Annotated in this window: 16 protein-coding genes and 1 pseudogene; 11 read left to right on the top strand and 6 right to left on the bottom strand. The window is 35.3% G+C overall.

Annotated features, from left to right (window positions below):
• Positions 1–124 precede the first annotated feature (124 nt).
• On the top strand, positions 125–856 hold the full coding sequence (locus tag OB_RS11610; RefSeq protein WP_011066651.1) for a YkgJ family cysteine cluster protein: 732 nt from the start codon (positions 125–127) through the stop codon (positions 854–856).
• Positions 857–1,003: 147 nt separating this feature from the next.
• On the opposite strand, the gene OB_RS11605 is transcribed toward OB_RS11610, so the two are convergent.
• The gene (locus OB_RS11605; protein WP_011066650.1) at positions 1,004–1,729 is read right to left on the bottom strand and encodes a processed acidic surface protein; all 726 of its coding nucleotides are present in this window, start codon (positions 1,727–1,729) and stop codon (positions 1,004–1,006) included.
• 202 nt (positions 1,730–1,931) lie between these two features.
• On the opposite strand from OB_RS11605, the gene OB_RS11600 reads away from it, so the two are divergent.
• On the top strand, positions 1,932–2,165 hold the full coding sequence (locus OB_RS11600; protein WP_011066649.1) for a hypothetical protein: 234 nt from the start codon (positions 1,932–1,934) through the stop codon (positions 2,163–2,165).
• Between the two features lie 50 nt (positions 2,166–2,215).
• On the opposite strand, the gene qoxD is transcribed toward OB_RS11600, so the two are convergent.
• From qoxD to qoxA, 4 genes are read right to left on the bottom strand one after another with little or no spacing between them, the layout of a single operon-like run.
• Positions 2,216–2,500 carry a cytochrome aa3 quinol oxidase subunit IV gene (gene qoxD / locus OB_RS11595; RefSeq protein ID WP_011066648.1) on the bottom strand — a complete coding sequence of 95 codons (285 nt, stop codon included), beginning with the start codon at positions 2,498–2,500 and terminating at the stop codon, positions 2,216–2,218.
• Between the two features lies 1 nt (position 2,501).
• Positions 2,502–3,101 (bottom strand): cytochrome aa3 quinol oxidase subunit III, encoded by a 600-nt coding sequence (qoxC, locus tag OB_RS11590; RefSeq protein WP_011066647.1) that lies wholly within the window; start codon positions 3,099–3,101, stop codon positions 2,502–2,504.
• A complete protein-coding gene (gene qoxB / locus OB_RS11585; protein WP_011066646.1) occupies positions 3,098–5,050 on the bottom strand; it encodes a cytochrome aa3 quinol oxidase subunit I in 1,953 nt (650 codons plus the stop codon). Before qoxB ends, qoxC begins: the two co-directional genes overlap by 4 nt.
• Before the next feature lie 47 nt (positions 5,051–5,097).
• Positions 5,098–5,982 (bottom strand): cytochrome aa3 quinol oxidase subunit II, encoded by an 885-nt coding sequence (qoxA, locus tag OB_RS11580; protein ID WP_011066645.1) that lies wholly within the window; start codon positions 5,980–5,982, stop codon positions 5,098–5,100.
• Positions 5,983–6,236: 254 nt separating this feature from the next.
• Between qoxA and OB_RS11575 the strand changes: the two genes are divergently transcribed.
• The 9 genes and pseudogenes from OB_RS11575 to ltrA all read left to right on the top strand — a co-directional run bounded on the left by OB_RS11575 (position 6,237) and on the right by ltrA (position 18,772).
• Entirely contained in the window at positions 6,237–7,454 is a 1,218-nt protein-coding gene (locus tag OB_RS11575; protein ID WP_011066644.1) for an EAL domain-containing protein, read from the top strand.
• 82 nt (positions 7,455–7,536) lie between these two features.
• Entirely contained in the window at positions 7,537–8,703 is a 1,167-nt protein-coding gene (locus OB_RS11570; RefSeq protein ID WP_011066643.1) for an exonuclease SbcCD subunit D, read from the top strand.
• 15 nt (positions 8,704–8,718) lie between these two features.
• Entirely contained in the window at positions 8,719–11,808 is a 3,090-nt protein-coding gene (locus tag OB_RS11565) for an AAA family ATPase (protein WP_011066642.1), read from the top strand.
• 36 nt (positions 11,809–11,844) lie between these two features.
• Entirely contained in the window at positions 11,845–12,546 is a 702-nt protein-coding gene (locus OB_RS11560; RefSeq protein WP_231846943.1) for a ribonuclease H family protein, read from the top strand.
• A 120-nt stretch (positions 12,547–12,666) separates the two neighbouring features.
• Entirely contained in the window at positions 12,667–13,833 is a 1,167-nt protein-coding gene (locus tag OB_RS11555) for a hydroxymethylglutaryl-CoA synthase (RefSeq protein ID WP_011066640.1), read from the top strand.
• Between the two features lie 208 nt (positions 13,834–14,041).
• Positions 14,042–15,430 carry an NAD-dependent succinate-semialdehyde dehydrogenase gene (locus OB_RS11550; RefSeq protein ID WP_011066639.1) on the top strand — a complete coding sequence of 463 codons (1,389 nt, stop codon included), beginning with the start codon at positions 14,042–14,044 and terminating at the stop codon, positions 15,428–15,430.
• A gap of 92 nt (positions 15,431–15,522) precedes the next feature.
• Positions 15,523–16,575, top strand: coding sequence for an FUSC family protein (locus tag OB_RS11545; protein ID WP_011066638.1), 1,053 nt, complete (start codon positions 15,523–15,525; stop codon positions 16,573–16,575).
• Positions 16,576–16,707: 132 nt separating this feature from the next.
• Positions 16,708–16,896 carry a hypothetical protein gene (locus OB_RS11540; RefSeq protein ID WP_041544228.1) on the top strand — a complete coding sequence of 63 codons (189 nt, stop codon included), beginning with the start codon at positions 16,708–16,710 and terminating at the stop codon, positions 16,894–16,896.
• Positions 16,897–17,512: 616 nt separating this feature from the next.
• A pseudogene (gene ltrA, locus OB_RS11530) lies at positions 17,513–18,772 on the top strand (group II intron reverse transcriptase/maturase).
• Positions 18,773–18,842: 70 nt separating this feature from the next.
• Here the strand turns inward: ltrA and OB_RS11525 are convergent.
• Entirely contained in the window at positions 18,843–19,313 is a 471-nt protein-coding gene (locus OB_RS11525; protein WP_231846942.1) for a YndM family protein, read from the bottom strand.
• Positions 19,314–19,420: the final 107 nt, after the last annotated feature.

The following is a 19,420-nucleotide window of genomic DNA, read 5'->3' as shown; positions in this document are numbered from 1 at the left end:
CCGCAAGAAGTCAGCATCAAGTACGTTGATTTCTTGCGGTATTATTTTGCATTACATAAATGATTTACTTTCTTTATGTAATGCGTAACAATAGGAAGGAGACGGATATAAGGAGATAGAAAGAATGGAAAATGGTTTGAATTATGAACAGGTAAGAAAAAAATGTGAAGAAATTAGTAATACTTATCAGATAAATGAAGAATTATTTTATGATGTAATTGAAGACTGGGATGAAGTTGAGAAGCCAATTGATGATAAATTACAAGGTGTATTCCAAAATTTATTAAAATTAGTATCAAATGAAATTACTGAAATGGAAGCAGAAGTGTCTTTGCAAGCGACATGTCAAATGGGTTGTGCTTTCTGTTGTTACTTTCCAATTATTATAACGAAATTAGAAGCGAAATTACTACAGATGTCTATCAATAATTTTGATTTCGAACAAAGAGAAAAGTTATTTAATCACATTGAACAATACTTTAGTAAATATAAACATATACTTGAGCAAGTTCCTGATAACTGGGTGGAGGAAATGAGTGAAGTGAAGCTAGCATATAAAAAATTACAACTTCCATGTGTATTACTAGATACAGAAAAAAATCAATGTATGGCATATGAAGTACGTCCAATTCCTTGTAGAACGTATATGAGTTATTCTGATCCGCTATTATGTAAACAAAATTTACTTCCAAAGGAAACGGTTAGTTTTGAATTTCTTTATGAACCATATATCTCAGCATTAAACGAATTTCTTCAATGGGCCTACGAGGATGGAAGTACAGGGGAAATAACATACCCCAATGATCTATATGAGACGGATTACTTACATAATTGGATGAAAAAATCATTAATTTAACAAAAAGAGGTTAGACAGATATAAAGGTGAATTCAGAAAGTAAATGAACATGATGTATATCCATAGTGTTGTATAAAAAGTACTCTTTTTTCATTTTTTGTCTAACCCCTCGCGTTTTAATAGATGTAAATACTTATTTCTAGTTTACTAAAAGAAGATTGCTTGCAAAGCAATTGGAGTCAGTCCAATAAACACATTAAGGTAAGGATCTGTTGGGAAAATACTTTCCGCATTCCATATACCCATGTCCATTCCGCTACCGAAATCTCCAGAAAGATCATCTGTCAAATCTAAAGTAATATCTTGACCACCAATATAAGAGTCAACTGCTAAATCGAGCTCCCAAATAGTCTCGTAGTTATCAATAGAATCGTTCATACTATTCAAGTACTGCTCTAATTCTTCAGATGACTTGAATTCATAAAAATCTAGTAAGGCCTGGATATTTTCTTCTGTAATTTCTTCTTCCCAATCCGTTAATTCACCAGTATTATCCATATCTTGTTCTAGAGCAAAGGCTACATCTTCAATGAATAAAAACCAAGTTGAATCCACTACATCCTCATCTTCCAAAAGTTGTCCAGTCTCTCTTAGTTTTTCATTTAATTCTTCATGTGTAATGTCATAGGTATTATAAATTTCTTCTAATGTTTTTTCGGTTACTGGGATACCTAAGTATTCTATACTAGGAAAATCAATAAGGGAAAAATACTTACTGTCTAAATAGTCAACATACTCTTCCTTATCCCAACCAATTTCTTCAATAAATGCTTCCACTTCCGGGTCATCTGCTTCAATTGCGAATGCAATCGTTGGAATAATAGTGAAACCAAGAATCATAATAAATAGTGCAGTTAATAATTTGTGTCGCATATGAAACCTCCTATAAGAATTAAAATACAAATTTAGTATAAATTGTTAAAATTAAAAACGCTACAAATAACCTGTGAAACGAAAGTAAATAAACCTAAAGTCCTGATGTCAAGTTTAAATATAATAGTTCATAAATTTGTAACTAAAATATTGACAACTTTATGAACGTATTGCATAATGTAGACAAAGGGGATGAAATTTCATGGATATCAATCAAAAATTACTGAAATATGTGTCAATTATTTGTGGTACGTTAATTACAATAGGATCATTACTATTTATTTATGGTTATTTTGTAAGCGGTTTACCTGCAGTGACTGCTATTGGTATTGGGTTGGTAATGGGGGCAACATTCATCTTTATAATGGGGATTTTCTTAGTGGCAACAGAGGAATCTTTTGTTAGTAAGAAAGAACAACGAACAAATTTATATTAATGATACGAATATAAAAAAGCCAAAGGCAATGTGCCTTTGGCTTTTTAAATTTACATATATCCCCAAACCATTGCAAGTAATGATCCGAATACAGTGAGCAATGCAATCAATGCACCGTAATAAATACTTGTATATATGGTGCCTTTATCTTCACTTTCTCCTGCGTGCATAAATACAATCAATTGTACTCCAGCTTGAATGAATGCTGTAACAATAAGAATTGTTAAGCCCATTGCAAAGGACATGTCTAAAAAGTAGACACTCAGTGCAATCACTGTGAGGAGCAGGGAAAAGATAAAGCCGTTAACCTGCTTCATAGGAAATAATTCTCTCATGTTACATCATTCCTTTCAAGTACACAAAGCTAAAGATGAAGATCCACATTACATCAAGGAAATGCCAATATAATGAGAATATAAATGATTTATTCGCTGTTTGAGCTGTTAATCCATGCTTTACCAATTGAATAATAATCATTGTTCCCCAGAATAGACCAAATGTAACGTGCGCTCCATGTGTTGCTAGGGTAGTAAATAATGTAGCAGTAAAACCACTTGTTTGTAATGTAGCGCCTATGTGATAGAAATGAATGAACTCATAAATTTCAACACTGACAAACGCTGCACCAAGTACTAGTGTAACAATCAGAAAACCGATCATTGCTTTAGTACGTTGGATTCGCATGGCATGTATCGCTAATCCAATTGTAAAACTACTTGTTAATAAGATCATTGTATTAATGATAACAGGTCCTATTTCAAAGATTTCTGCCGAACTTGGACCTGATCCAACACCACGACCTTCGTAAATAAAGTAGCTTGTAAACAGGGTGGCAAACAACATTATCTCTGCACCTAAAAATATCCAAAATCCAAGGATATTCATCTTATTTTGTTCTGTACTATATTCAAGAGGTTGATTAGAATCTATTTTCATTTCTTGTCACCTCCAAATTTCTTTTCGGTCTCGATAATTTCTTCTTTATGAATATGATGACCATCATCTTTTTCAAATGTACGGTATAGAAGACAGCCTAGTATTCCGATTGCTCCGACAATTACTCCTGCCCATACATGGAATACAAAGAAGAAACCAAAGATAAAGAAGAAACCTGCTAATATAATGGACCAACCACTGTTATTCGGCATATGAATGTCACTAATTGGTTCTTTAAACAATTTATATCCGTTTTTCTTGTAATCCCAAAATGCTTCTTCTGAATCTACAGTTGGTGTAACAGCAAAATTATATTCTGGAACTGGATTATGCGTAGCCCATTCTAAAGAGCGAGCGTTCCATGGATCATCTCCAACATTTCTTGGTGCATGACGGAAACTATAATATATATTGTAAACCAGAAGGATAAATCCTAGGGTTAATAATGCTACTCCACCAAACGATAGTAAGTTCAATGGACCGAAACCAGAAGCTTCCGAATACGTATACATACGTCTTGCTTGCCCGTCTAATCCTGTAATGTACATTGGGAAGAAGGATAGACAGAAACCGATAACGATATTCCAGAATGCCCATTTACCAATTCTTTCGTTTAATAGGAAGCCAAACATTTTTGGCCAGTAATAAATTAATCCTGCAATCATCGCAAATACAACACCAGGAATAATTACGTTATGGAAGTGAGCAACTAAGAACATCGTATTGTGATATTGATAGTCTGCACTTGCAATTGAAAGCATTACACCAGTTACTCCACCAATTGTAAATAAAGGAATAAATGCGATGGAATAAAGCATTGGTGTGGTAAATCGAATTTTACCTTTCCACATCGTCAGTAGCCAGTTAAATATCTTAATTCCGGTTGGAACTGCTATTGCCATTGTTGTAATGGAGAAGATACTATTTGTAAGTGCACCTTGACCCATTGTAAAGAAGTGGTGAACCCAAACAACAAAGGATAATAGTGAGATAATAACCATGGAAGCTACCATCGATTTATAACCATATAAGTTTCTTTGTGAGAATGTCGAGATAATCTGACTGTAAATACCAAATGCAGGTAATATCAAGATATATACTTCCGGATGTCCCCATATCCAGAATAAGTTTGCCCACATCATATCCATACCGCCGTCGGATGTTGTAAAGAAATTCGTAAAGAACTGACGGTCAAGCGTACCCATTAATAGGGCGATTGTTAATACAGGGAATGCAAATACAATAATAATATTGGTAATTAAAGCAGACCAAGTGAACATCGGCATTTTCATCAATTTCATACCTGGTGCACGCATTTTCATTATCGTGACTACAAAGTTAATACCAGTCATCAGTGTACCAATACCGGATATCTGTAATGCCCAGTTGTAGTAGTTAACACCAACATGTTCACTAAATTCTGGTCCTGCTAGAGGATAATAGTTGGTCCAACCAGCATCTGGTGATCCTCCAACAACGAATGAAATATTGAACAACATTGCACCAGCAAAATATAGCCAGAAACTTAGTGCGTTTAAGCGAGGGAATGCAACATCTCGCGCACCAATTTGCAATGGAATAACATAGTTCATTAAACCTATAATAAATGCCATGGCCATGAAGAAAATCATAACCACACCATGGGTAGTAAATACTTCATTATAATGCTGTGCATCTAAGAAACTGTTGTCAGGTACTGAAGTTTGTAGACGCATCATAACTCCATCAGCACCACCGCGGAAAAGCATGAGAAGTGCTGAAATTATATACATAATTCCTATACGTTTATGGTCAACGGTAGTCAACCATTCATTCCAAAGGTATCCCCATTTTTTGAAGTAGGTAATGCCTACAACAACCGCAATAGAAACAAGTGCAATGGCAACTAAGGATGCATAAAGCATCGGATCGTCATGCGGAGGAATGGCAAATCTTTCTAATATATTCATATTTTATGAATCTCCTTTCGATGCTCTTGTTGCATGAATCTTAAAAATTAGTGGTGATCGTGCCCTTCATCTTCAGACTCAGATGGTCCATGATTATGAGGACTATTCTCACCTTCAGGAGCAGGTTTGAATTCTTGATGTGTTCCTGTGAATGTCATTTGACCAAGATGGCCTGGTTCTAGTAACTCTTCAAACTTATCTTCTGTAAGAGGATCTGCTGTAGCATGAATTTCCTCTATCCAAGTGTCAAATTCGTCATGAGGCATAACGGTTACATTAAACATATTTTCTGCAAAACCTTCACCATTAAAGTTAGAGTTTCTTCCTACAAAATCGCCTGGGTGATCTGCAACTACGTTCAATGTATTTACCATGTCAGCCATTGCATATTTCTGACCAGCTAGTTGAGGAACCCAGAAACTAGAGATTGTACTATGAGAATATAATCTAAATTCAACATTTCTATCCTGTGGTATAAATACATAGTTTACAGTTTCAATATCTTGTTCTGGATAACTAAAGTGCCATTTCCAGTTAGAAGACGATGCATAAATAACTAAAGGCTCTTCATCTTCATACCCTTCAGGTACTGATTCTACTTGATACGTAGAAATAACAGAAACAACTGCTAAGAATGTTACAATTAATACTGGAACCCCTACAATAATTCCTTCTACAATAGGACTTCCTTCTATGTGTGGTGGCTCATAATCGTCACTTTGTTTTGAAGCTCTATACTTAAACAAAACAACTGCTAGCATTGTTATTACAACAATTACAATTACTGCCATTGTTATAATTGAAATCCATATAACATTTGCGGTCGTTGCTGCTTGTGGCCCCTTAGGATCAAGTACGAGTAATGGTTCACAACCCGCTAAGAACATAGCTGTTGCTGTTAATAACATTATATAGGCCCACTTTTTCTTCATGTAGATACCCCTTTCATCGGTATGTTTATGGATAGTTTGTAAAATCCTATCAAGTTAACATGTCAGAGACAATCTTAATACTCGTAAACTAAAATAACAAGAGTTTGAGAAATGCTTCACAAAATGTTCATGAATATGTGGAATTTATATGGATAACAAAAAAAGTTGTAACAGAATGCTTGACATCTTTTTTAAATAAAAAGGAAGTGAGGTAATTGTTTGCTGTGATATAATAGCCGAAAGGGGGATTAGATATGGATCCGTTAGATGTTATGTTAGATATGGACCAATTACTTCCTTATTATAAGCCGATCGTCAGTGCAGATACGCAAATGATTATTGGATATGAAGTGATTGCTTATTTTCAAAATAAGAATGGAAAGTTACAACGAATGGATTGGTTTTTTGATGATGTATCCATTCCAGATGAATTTCGTTTAGAAGTAAATACGTATCTTCAACGCAAAGCGATAGAGAATAAACTGGAAAAGAAAAATAATAGTTTTCTATCTTTTTATTATGACGCTGATTTACTAGTTCGCAATAATGGTGAACAGTTACTTGAAATACTTGAAGAATATCAATTAAAAGGATTAAAATTAAATGAAATTATATTAGAAGTGAAAGACACTGATTTTCCGAAGGATTTGGACCAACTAGCCAACCTGATAAAATATTTAAAAACATTAGGTGTTAAAGTAAGTATTCACCTGGAAAATCCCAATGGTATCCTAGACCAACTAGCTACCTTACATCCAAACGTATTAAAAGTGGATACGAGTTTTCTAAAGGATGATTTACTACCTCATCTGTACAAAGATGTATACTATGCAATCTCCATGTTGTCACGTAAAATTGGTGCGTCTCTTTTATTTAAAGGGATAAATAATTATAATCAATTTAATTATGCTTGGAGAAGTGGTGGCCAATATTATCAAGGCAGGTATTTAATACAACCCCAACCTGATTTTGTAGAAGTTGATAGCTGTAAATCTATCATTCAAGATAGTTTTAAACAATTCATTACATATGAACGAAAAAAAGGTAAGGCTCAACTTGAACTTCTTGAAAAAATTCATGCTACATTTACCAGTATATTAACACAATCTACACTAACAGATAACTATGACGAATTTATATTAAATGTAGGTAAAGCGTGTAAGGAATTCGCGTTTCGTGTTTATATTTGTAATGGTGAAGGAATTCAACTATCTTCCAACGCAGAAAAAGATCAGGAAGATAGGTGGAATCTCGTAAAAGAGGGGTTAAATAAAAACTGGAGTTGGCGACCATATTTTTTTGAAAATGTGATGCGGATGAACTTAGAGAAGAAAGGTTTGCTTTCTGATTTGTATACGGATATAGATAAATCGGAATTAATTCGTACATATTCATATCCACTTACAAATGGACGTTATATATTTTTAGATATCCCTTATCGTTATTTATTTGAACAAGAGGGACTGTTATAAGAGAAAGCTAAAATTAGTAGTTAAATATTTTTAACTGAGAGTTTAATAATCGGAATAAAAAGCACGTACAAGGGGTGAAATAATGAAAATATTCCATACTGCAGATTGGCATCTGGGGAAGCTGGTTCAAGGAATATATATGACAGAAGACCAAAATTATATACTAAATCAATTTGTTGCAGAAGTTGAAAGGGAACAACCGGATGTAGTAATTATTGCCGGAGATCTATATGATCGGGCAGTTCCCCCAGTTGATGCAGTTCATTTATTAGATCAGATATTAGATAAAATAATTCACGGACTTCAGATCCCGGTATTAGCAATTGCTGGGAACCATGATAGTCCTGGAAGGTTACATTTTGGAAGTGGATTAATGAAAGAGAATGGTTACCATGTTATCGGTAAAATATCCCGAGAACTAGAACCAGTCATTTTGAAAGACTCGTATGGAGAAGTGCATTTTCATTTCATTCCTTACGCAGATCCTAGTATGGTACGCAATACTTTTGAAAATGAAGACATACGTACACATGATGATGCTGCAAAATATATTACAGATAAAATTCGTGAAAATATGGACCCTCATGCAAGGCATGTCGCGATTGGACATGCTTTTGTAACGCCATTTGGTGAAGAACGTGAGAATACAAGTGATTCAGAACGGCCACTTTCCATAGGTGGAGCAGAATATGTAAATGCACATCATTTTAAAATATTTAACTATACAGCACTTGGGCATCTCCACCAGGCGCATCATGTATTGGATGAGAAAATTCGCTACGCTGGATCTCCTTTAAAATACTCGATTTCTGAAGAAAATCATAAAAAGGGTTTTCTTATAGTTGACTTGGCTGAAAATGGGGAAGTCTCTGTTGAGAAGAAGTTTTTAAATCCACGACGAGATATGCGTCGTGTGAAAATGACGATGGAAGAAATATTTAACGAAAAGCCTAGCGATGATTATGTATTTGTTCAATTAATGGATCAAACTCCAGTATTATCACCAATGGAAAAAATCCGGTCTATTTATCCAAATGCAATGCATGTTGAACGAGTACTGATATCACCGATTTCTGTAAAAGAAGAAGATTCAATACCGAAGACAAAAATGAATGAAATGGAACTTTTCCATGCTTTTTATAAAGAAGTAAAAGGTGAAGGACCTTCCGAAGAGGCTTTAGAAATTATTAAAACAATAATGGATGATTTAAATAAAGAAGAAGAGCATATAGAAGTTAATACAAAATGACTGGAGGTGTGAACTTTGCGACCGTTGTATCTAAAACTAACAGCGTTTGGACCATATAAAGATACAGAAATTATTGATTTCACAAAATTAGGTGACGTACAGCTCTTTTCTATATCCGGTAATACCGGCGCAGGAAAAACAACGATATTTGATGGGATTGCCTTTGCTTTATATGGGAGGGCTAGCGGCTCTGATAGAGAAGATAATCGTTTACTCCGAAGTGATTTTGCCGAGGACCATACTCACACCTCTGTAGAGTTAACATTTACAATTAAAGAGAGAACCTATCGAGTATTGCGTCAGCCTGGCCATATAAAAAAAGGAAATAAAACAAAAACCGGTGAGAAGTATGAACTGTTCGAATTAACGGAACAAAAGGAAATCTCGATCGTAGACAGACAGATTGTAAGCGAAGTTGATAAGAAAATTGAAGAACTAATAGGTCTTACACAAGATCAATTTAAACAAATCGTAATGTTGCCTCAAGGTGAATTTCGTAAATTATTAACCTCAGAAACAGAGAATAAAGAAGCGATATTAAGACGGTTATTTAAAACAGAACATTATAAGTATATGAATGAAATATTGCGTCAGAAAAAAAATACGTTTGAACAATCGTATAATCGTGTTTCGGATCAGTTAACCCAAACAATGAAACAAGTTTCTTCTACTTTTCCACTTCGTGAGAATTCCAAGTTACAATATGTTTTTCAAACAGAGTATTATAATGTACAGCAGGTACTTGAGGCGTTGAATGAGGAAAAAACATATTATCATCAAGAAATAGAAAAGAAAACCCAGCAATACACTTCGAGTTATAAGAAGCACGATATTGCCCAGAAGGAATATTATGCGGCAAAACATATAAATGAACAGTTTGATCAACTTCAAGTGAAAAAACAGCGTAGTCAGGAGCTAATGAACAAGCAAGCAGAGATACGCCTTATAGAGAATCAACTGAAAGCTGCGGAGCAAGCGCAACGAATTGAACCGATAGAGCAATTTGCATTAAACTACCAACAACAATTACAAGAAAAAGAGATTCAGTTAAAAACGCTGACTGAAAAAGAACAACAAGCAGCTGAACAATTAAAGTTAGTCACTGCAAAATATAAAAATGAAGAAGAAAAGAGCGAACAAAGAGAAAAAATATCGATTTATATTAGTCAACTTGAATCGTATCTTCCAATAGTTGAGCAGCTGGACTCTGAATCAAATGAAATCCAATCTTTGAAAAATCAAAATGTACAACAGGAGCAAAAGATACGTGAAGATGGACAGTTACTTGAGAGAAAAGAAAAAGAACAAGAAAGTCTATCTGAGGAAATAAAGAAATTAACAAAGCAAGTTGAAAAAGCTTCCGACTTAAATAAGCGGTTAACTGAATTAAGGCAAGTTGGAAAGTTGCTTCAAAGGCTTATTAGTTTGCAAAAAGAAGAAGCTTATATACAAAACAAGTATCAACAAACAAAACAAGATTATGAAAATAGTGAAAAACAATATCAAGAAATAGAACAAAATTGGATAAATAATCAAGCATTTGTGTTGGCTTCACATCTACATGATGAAGAAGAATGTCCTGTTTGCGGAAGTACTACCCATCCTAATAAAGCTTCTATTGAAAATCAATCCGTTACGAAAGAAGCGTTAGAATCGTTTCGGATTCAGAAGGAAGAAAAGAATAAAAATTGGCAGGAACAACAAGTTGCGCTATCTTCAACTAAAACCTCTTTAACAGAGGTGTCTGCTGAACTTAACGAATGGGGAATATCACTAGATAATCCATCTATCACATTCGATGAAATTGTACAAGAGGGCAAACAATTAGCTGAACAAAAAAAAAATATCCAACATGCAAAAGAGAAACGAAATAATTATGAAGCAAAGGTAGAGCAACAAAAAAGAGAAGATAAAAAGAATAAGGAAGCTTTTGAACAACTGAAGCAAAAATATCAAGAGCAAGTTTCTCTGTTAAAATCAAAGCAAGCTAGCCATATAGAGAAAAAGAAGCAAGTACCAGAAGAATTCCATCAGTTATCGAAACTAAAAGATAGTTTACGTATTCAAAAACAACAAAAACAAGAAATGGAACAAGCATGGAAAGAGATCCAACAAGAATATCAACAAATAACACAAAGGCATTTGGAAATCCGCTCTGAAGTGAAAAATTATCAAACACAGATAACAGATCTGAGTAAGCAAGTCGAAAAGGCGAACAAGGAATTTGAACAAAAAATCAGTGAAGCTGGTTTTACTCGAGAGACTTATCAAGAAGCGAAATTAGAAGAAAGTATTTTACTTCAGCGTAAGCAACAAGTTGAAAATTACAAACAAGAAAAGCAACAAATAGACAATCAAGTTAAAGAGTTAGAAGCAATATTAGCGCAACAAGAAAGACAAGATCTTGGTTTCTTAGAAGAAAGACTTAGGGATTTAAAACATGATTTCGAACAAAATTTAAATGAATTAAATACACTTAAAAAATTTGACCAAGAAATTCGTTCTATTAAAGAGCGGATGGAAGTACTACACAATGAAGTTGCAGAAACAGAAAATAAACTAATGGTAATTACAGAAGTTTATGATGTATTACGTGGGCAAAATCAGAAAAAAGTATCTTTTGAAAGATATTTACAAATGGAATATCTAGAACAGATTATTGAAGCTGCTAATTATCGACTAAAAGACTTATCTAATGGACAATTCTATCTAACAAGAAGTGATCGACAAGAATCTCATGGTCGACAAAGTGGGCTTGCTTTAGATGTTTATGATACCTATACTGGTCAAACAAGGGATGTTAAAACGTTATCTGGCGGAGAGAAATTTAATGCGTCTCTTTGCCTGGCTTTAGGTATGTCTGATGTGATTCAAAGTTTTCAAGGGAATGTTATGATCCAAACGATGTTTATAGATGAAGGTTTTGGTTCATTGGATGAGGAATCACTAACAAAGGCAATTGATACGTTAGTACAGCTACAAAAATCAGGAAGGTTAATCGGTGTAATATCGCATGTTCAAGAGTTAAAAGATATACTACCTGCGACCATTGAAGTTAAAAAGACGAAAGAAGGGTATAGTCATACTAAATTAATTGTGAAATAAAGATCGGATATCCGATCTTTTTTCATATTTTGGGAAATGACTAAGAATGAAAAAAAGATGATCGGTGGAGATAAAGTGAATATACGTTTAGCATATATGTATCGAGCTAAAGGAATCGAGATAAATTTTATGTCGGATGAAATGCGTATAGAAGATGGCGTTATAGTTGCGGAGAAGTTAGAGAAAGAGAAGTCTGTTCAAAATCTATATGCAATAGATGATCTGGATCGAACCTGGTCGACTAAAGAATTAAAACGCTTAGTAGCTCAAGTGGAAGAAGAACCCCATCATATTTTGGTTTACTTTGATGGTGGATTTGATAGAAATGATTTAATTGCAGGTGTTGGAGTTGTAATTTACTACGAAAAAAACAAAAAATACTTTCGACGTAGAAAAAACGTCAAATTAGAGCAGTTAGATAATAATAATGAAGCAGAATATGCTGGATTATATCATAGTTTAGAGCTACTTGAAGAAATGCAAGCGACTCATCAGTCAATTACCTTTAAAGGCGATTCAATGGTAGTTATTCATCAGTTGAAAGAAGAGTGGCCTTGCTATGAAGAAAATCTTCAACGTTGGATTGATCGTATTGAAAATAAGATAGAACAACTTGGAATCCAACCTGATTATCAAGTTATTCCGAGAAAAGATAATAAGGAAGCTGACCAATTAGCATCACAATCAATTCAAGGTATACAAATTGAAAGTACATTGGAAATAAATAAAAGAAAATAAGAAATAGCTAACTTAGTTGATTTTTTGAGATTGATTATATTATCATTTAAGTATTGGATTTCGAGCATTTTATTAGAAATATATGAATAAGACAAGTTGTAATAGTGAAGGAGAATGACATTGAAGATTGGAATAGATAAGATTGGTTTCTATGCTCCGCATTTATATTTAGACATGAATGAATTAGCTGAAGAACGTGGAGTCGAGCCAGAAAAATTCACAATAGGAATCGGCCAAGAAAAAATGGCCGTACCGCCAATTACACAAGACACAGTTACGTTAGCTGCGAATGCGGCTGCACAGATATTAGATGAAACGGATAAGCAAGATATTGACATGGTGATTTTTGGAACAGAGTCAGGTATCGATCATTCCAAATCAGCTGCGGTAAATGTGCACCAACTATTAGGATTACAACCGCATGCACGTGCTATTGAATTAAAACAAGCATGTTATGGTGCTACAGCAGGTATTCAGATGGCGAGAGGACATATAGCTTTAAATCCGAATCGTAAAGTATTAGTGTTAGGATCAGATATTGCACGATACGGATTAAGAACACCAGGAGAATCAACACAGGGAGCGGGTGCGGTTGCGTTATTAATTTCCGCTGATCCAAGTATTATGGCAATTGAACAAGAAAGTACCTACTATACGGATGATATTATGGATTTCTGGAGACCGGTTTACTCAGACATAGCATTTGTTGATGGTAAGTACTCCAATGAGCAGTATATTGCATTTTTTCAAAAAGTTTGGAATGCATATAAAGAGCAGACAAATCGTGGTTTAGAAGATTTTGCAGCAATTTGTTTTCATTTACCATATACGAAAATGGGCTTAAAGGCCTTGCGTACTGTATTGGATGAGGTAGAAGAAAATACTCAAACGCATCTGAAGGAACAATATCGATTAAGTACCCAATATAATCGCAATATCGGTAATATCTATACAGGTTCGCTTTATTTGAGTTTACTTTCATTATTGGAAAACAGTAATGAATTAACAGCTGGTGACAAAATAGGTATGTATAGCTACGGATCTGGTGCTGTTGGGGAATTTTTCTCTGGTGTATTACAAGAAGGTTTTGAAAAACAATTACATCAAACAAAACATAATGCGATGTTTGAGAAAAGACAAAAAATATCGGTATCTGAATATGAAAAAATCTTCGAACAACAAATCCCAACGGACGGTTCAGTTACGGAATGGTCAACAAAAGAGGACCCGGCTGAGATTTGCCTAACAGGGATACAAAATCATCAACGTATATATCAAGTGAAATAATTGATTTAAAAAATATACTAAAATTGTACGGAAGTCCAATTCTTTTATAAGAGTTGGGCTTTTTGACTTTCAAGTAGAATTTAACTATACCTCCTTTAAGTCTAATCTATTATCATTTATTGTCGAACGATTACGTCGTATGGGAATTTTGGAAAAGGTATAATAGAGTCAAGAAAATGAATAGGAATAATATAGGGAGGGTGCAACTATGGTAAAGATGCAAGAGTGGATTGAAGTAACGAATCCAGCAACAGGTGAAGTGATTGATCGTGTGGAGCGTGGAGGGAAAGTTGAAGCAAGAGAAGCTGTAGATAAAGCTTCAGAGGCTTTCAATGATTGGTCCAAACGTACGGCTTATGAACGAAGTGAGTTGTTAATGAATTGGAATGCGTTAATAACAAAACATCAGGATGAGTTAGCGGAAATTATGACAATGGAACAAGGAAAACCTATTAAGGAAGCTTTAGGAGAGGTACAATATGCGAATAATTTTGTATCTTGGTACGCTGAGGAAGGAAAGCGCCTATATGGAGAGACGATACCTGCTTCAAAAGCAGACAAAAGGATTCTTGTGCAACGTCAGCCAGTTGGTGTTATAGCAGCGATTACTCCTTGGAATTTCCCGGCAGCTATGATTACTCGCAAAGTTGCTCCTGCATTGGCTGTTGGTTGTACAGCCGTCGTTAAACCTGCAAGCGCAACCCCTAGAACAGCAATCCGATTGGCAGAATTAGCGGAAGAAGCAGGTATTCCAAAAGGAGTTCTGCAAGTTGTAACTGGTAGTTCTGGTGATATTAGTGATGCATGGATGCAAGATAGTAGAGTAAGGAAGATATCGTTTACTGGTTCTACTGAAGTAGGGAAAATATTAATGAAAAAATCAGCAGAAACTGTAAAGAAAGTTTCTTTGGAACTGGGTGGACATGCTCCTTTAATCGTTATGAAAGATGCTGATATCGAAAAAGCCGCTGAAGGAGCTACAGCATCAAAATTCCGAAATGCTGGTCAAACTTGTGTTTGTACGAATCGGATATACGTTCATGAATCCATTAAAGATGAGTTTATCAAAGCATTTGAACGGAAAGTAAGAGAGTTAAGAGTAGGTAACGGTTTAGAAGAAGGCATTGACATCGGACCACTGATTGACCATGATGCATTAGAAAAAGTGGAAACACATATACGAGATGCAGCTCATAAAGGAGCTTCCATTGTATATGGAGGAGATAAGGTGGGGGATGATAGTTTGTTTTATAAACCGACTATATTATCCAATGTAACTGATAATATGTTATGTATGACGGAAGAGACATTTGGACCGGTAGCTCCAGTTACTACTTTTTCAACGGAAGAAGAAGCAGTCAAACGAGCAAACCACTCTCCATATGGACTTGCAGCATATCTATTTACTGAGAATCTGGCTACAGCAATTCGTATAAGTGAACAATTAGAATATGGTATTGTAGGTATAAATGATGGAGTACCATCCACAGCTCAAGCACCTTTTGGTGGTTTTAAAGAAAGTGGAATAGGAAGAGAAGGCGGCCATCATGGAATGGAAGAGTATGTAGAGGTTAAATATATTTCTATACAGCTTTAAAATCTCTTCGTGTTATCAGCTGTATTCCCTCAATATTTGTGGTGACAGTCATCAAAGAAAAAGGTATACTACTGCTAGTGAGGTGCAAAAAAATGGAATTTAATATTGGACCGCGTATGGTGAAAACTGGTCTTGCGGTTGCACTGACATTACTTATTACAGGATTGTTTGATGTGCAATTTGAGATCATTGCTGCAATTGCAACAGTTCTTGCCATGCAACCATCTATTATGCGGTCTTTTAATTACATTAAAGAAGTATTACTATCAAACACGGTAGGTGTTATTTTTGCCGTCATCGGTATTCTATTGTTAGGAAGTCATCCGATATCTGTCGGAGCGGTTGTAATTATTGCAATCGCAATTAACATTAAATTAGGTTTGAATAAGACGGTTAGTCTAACAGTTTTAACAATAGTCAGCATTATGCTGGCAAGTACGGATGATCATGCAAATATGTTGTACATTGTAGAACGAGTTTCTTTAGTAGCAGTAGGGGTAATATCTGCTTTTGTTATTAATGTCATTGTGAATCCACCAGATCATCAAAAAATATTGTTTAGTATGATAAAACGAGCGAGTGAAAAATCTAACTTTCTTCTTCGGGTTATTCCAAGTAAAACAATGAGCATTCCACAAGTAAGAGACGAGGAACGGGAGATTGAAAAGGAAATCAATAAAGCTAGAGACTATTTCGATATAATTACGGATGAAAGAAATCGCTTATTTATTCGTAAGCGTATAGATTTTCTAAGAAACATTATAATCTATAAGCATATGATTCAAGTTTTAAGAAAGAAATTTACATTAATTATTGAATTAGAGAAGAATTTACATGAGATAGAAAAAATCGCTAGCGGAAAGTCTCATCTAATCAAAAAGTTGGTAAGTGAGATTAATAATTATAGTGAGAATGTATTTTTAATGTATGAAGATCGCATCGTATTGGATCGAGATTTACAAAAAGAAACAAAAAACGCAATGCGAGTAACGATTAATAACTTAATTGAGGCTCTTCAAGGTAGTGACTATGAAAAATGGCACTATGTTTTTCCGGTTGCTAATAGTATTATCGAACTGTTTTATGAATTGGATAAATTGGAGCGGTTTGTACGTCGTAAAGAACAAAAACAATATGATCAGTAAACATATTATAATTTTAAAAAAAAGATGGATAAAGATATACTAATATGAACATATGTTGGTATAAAAGTTGAATTTTTTGTATATAGTAAATAACGAGTTATATCGTACAAAATAAAGGAGAGCGAGAAGAATTTGACAAGGTTTTTATCCCATCATGAGCTAGAAAATTTATATTATCTTTTAAATAAACATGAGCAGGCTTATCATCAATTAGTCCAGTTTATGGATGCAAATCCAAATCAGAAAGATAAGCTTAAATTACAAACGGAGTTAGAGTTGGCAAAGCAAATTCAACATCAGTTAATATCAAAATTAACATAGCTAATATGAAGATAAAGTAAAGTAACAGGACCTCTAAGTAAATTAGGGTCCTGTTTTTTATGTGTGCCCGGCATGGGTGCAGTCTATAGGGTGAGAGTCCCGAACTGTGAAGGCAGAAGTAACAGTTAGCCTAACGCAAGGGTGTCCGTGGCGACATGGAATCTGAAGGAAGCGGACGGCAAACCTTCGGTCTGAGGAACACGAACTTCATATGAGGCTAGGTATCAATGGATGAGTTTGCATAACAAAACAAAGTCCTTTCTGCCAAAGTTGGTACAGAGTAAATGAAGCAGATTGATGAAGGGAAAGACTGCATTCTTACCCGGGGAGGTCTGATCGAAACGCCAAGCACTCTTGGTAACCCATTCAGCAATGGATGGCTGAACGGTCAGAAGTCAGCAGAAGTCATAGTACCCTGCATACTCGAGAATGTAAGGGGAAGGACGGAACAATTAAGGAGAAATGTGACACTAGGCGTTAAGATTTCATGCAGACACAGACAACCCGGAAGGGCTTATCCAAAGGAGGACGTAGTGAATCTACAGGGGACTTTGGAAGGGTGGAGTGGAACTTGCACAAATAGAACGTCACATTCACGAAGAAAGGAAACCCAAGTATGTTGATGAACCAAATTCTGTCACGGGACAATCTCATTCTCGCACTAAAGCGAGTCGAACGAAATAAAGGAAGTCATGGCATAGATGAAATGTCCGTAAAATTCCTACGAAGACATCTCTATGATAACTAGGATTCCCTTCGGGAGAACTTGAGGAAAGGAACCTATACACCTTCTCCTGTCCGCCGTGTCGAAATCCCGAAACCAAGCGGAGGAGTTCGGATGTTAGGTATTCCAACCGTGACGGATCGTTTCATTCAACAGGCTATTGCCCAAGTGCTTCATACAATTTTTGACCCCTCCTTCTCAGAACATAGCTATGGATTCAGGCCCAACCGTCGAGGACATGACGCTGTGAGGAAGGCAAGGGGGTTTATTAAAGAAGGATACAGATGGGTAATTGATATGGACCTAGAGAAATTCTTTGATAAGGTGAACCATGATAAGCTCATGGGTGTTTTAGCGAAGCGCATCAAGGATAAGGAACTGCTTCGGCTTATTCGGAAATACCTACAATCTGGCGTCATGATAAATGGGATAGTAGTTAGCTCCGAAGAAGGCACTCCGCAAGGCGGGCCGTTGAGCCCTCTTCTTTCTAACATTATATTAGATGATTTAGATAAGGAGCTGGAGGAGCGTGGGCTACGTTTCGTTCGTTATGCGGATGACTGCAACATCTATGTGAGAACAAAGAAAGCTGGGAATCGTGTAATGAATTCCATTACTACATTTATCGAAGAGAAACTTCACTTGAAAGTAAATAAAGAGAAATCAGCAGTGGACCGGCCTTGGAAACGTAAGTTTCTTGGTTTTAGTTTCACCAATGGAAAGAATTCAAAAATTAGAATCGCAAAAGAAAGTATTATGCGTCTAAAACAGAAAATCAGGGAAATAACTTCACGTTCCAAGCCATTTCCTATGGAAGTAAGAATTGAGAAATTAAACAAATACCTGATGGGTTGGTGCGGGTATTACGCTTTAGCGGAGACACCTTCAAAGTTTGAGGAGTTCGATAAGTGGATAAGAAGAAGATTGCGCATGTGTATGTGGAAACAATGGAAGCTTCCACGGACAAAAGTCCGAAAGCTGATTAGCTTGGGTGTTCCTGACCACAAAGCATACGAATGGGGAAACACCAGAAAGAATTATTGGCGTATCTCCAAGAGTCCAATCTTAAGCAGAACCCTAGGCAACTCCTATTGGAGTAGACTAGGGCTCAAAAGTCTGTATCAAAGGTATGAATTTATTCGTAATACTTAATTGAACCGCCGTATACCGAACGGTACGTACGGTGGTGTGAGAGGACGGGGGTTAGTCGCCCCCTTCTACTCTATTCTTTATTGCTATCATCGTCATTTTCAGATGGAGTTATTTCTTCACTAGTTTCAGTTTGAAAACGATGTGTAGGAAAGTATGCGATTTCTCCCATCTTTTTTTGACGAATGACATCATCCAACATGTAATGATGAAAGTAAATTTCGCTTAAAGATAATGAAATAGCAGATATAAGTGTAGCTATAGTGATACTATACACTTCATTAATTATGGTAATACTAGCAAGCCAAAGTACAATCCAGTATAAGATGAAATCACTTATGATAGCTGCTTGTGAACTTAACCTTGGCAAGGTGAATAAGTCTCCAATGTAGGTAATCGTTGCTATAATTACACTTAATAGAAAAATAGAGCTAAATAAATTACCATATATAAATCCGAGAACTATCCACAACGTGAATAATGTAATTAAAAATTTTAAAAAAAATGCTCCAATATATTTCATCGTTAGTTTTCCTTTCTGCATAGAGCAGCAATTCATCAAGTGAATGAAGTTTTGCTTTTATCTACGGAATAGGATAACCAACTAGAAATATATCCATACCTTAAAAGTAATTATTGTTTATATCGCAA

This window comes from Oceanobacillus iheyensis HTE831 (genome assembly GCF_000011245.1).
In the GTDB taxonomy this organism is placed as follows: domain Bacteria; phylum Bacillota; class Bacilli; order Bacillales; family Amphibacillaceae; genus Oceanobacillus; species Oceanobacillus iheyensis.
This window is presented reverse-complemented; position numbering and strand designations above follow the sequence as displayed.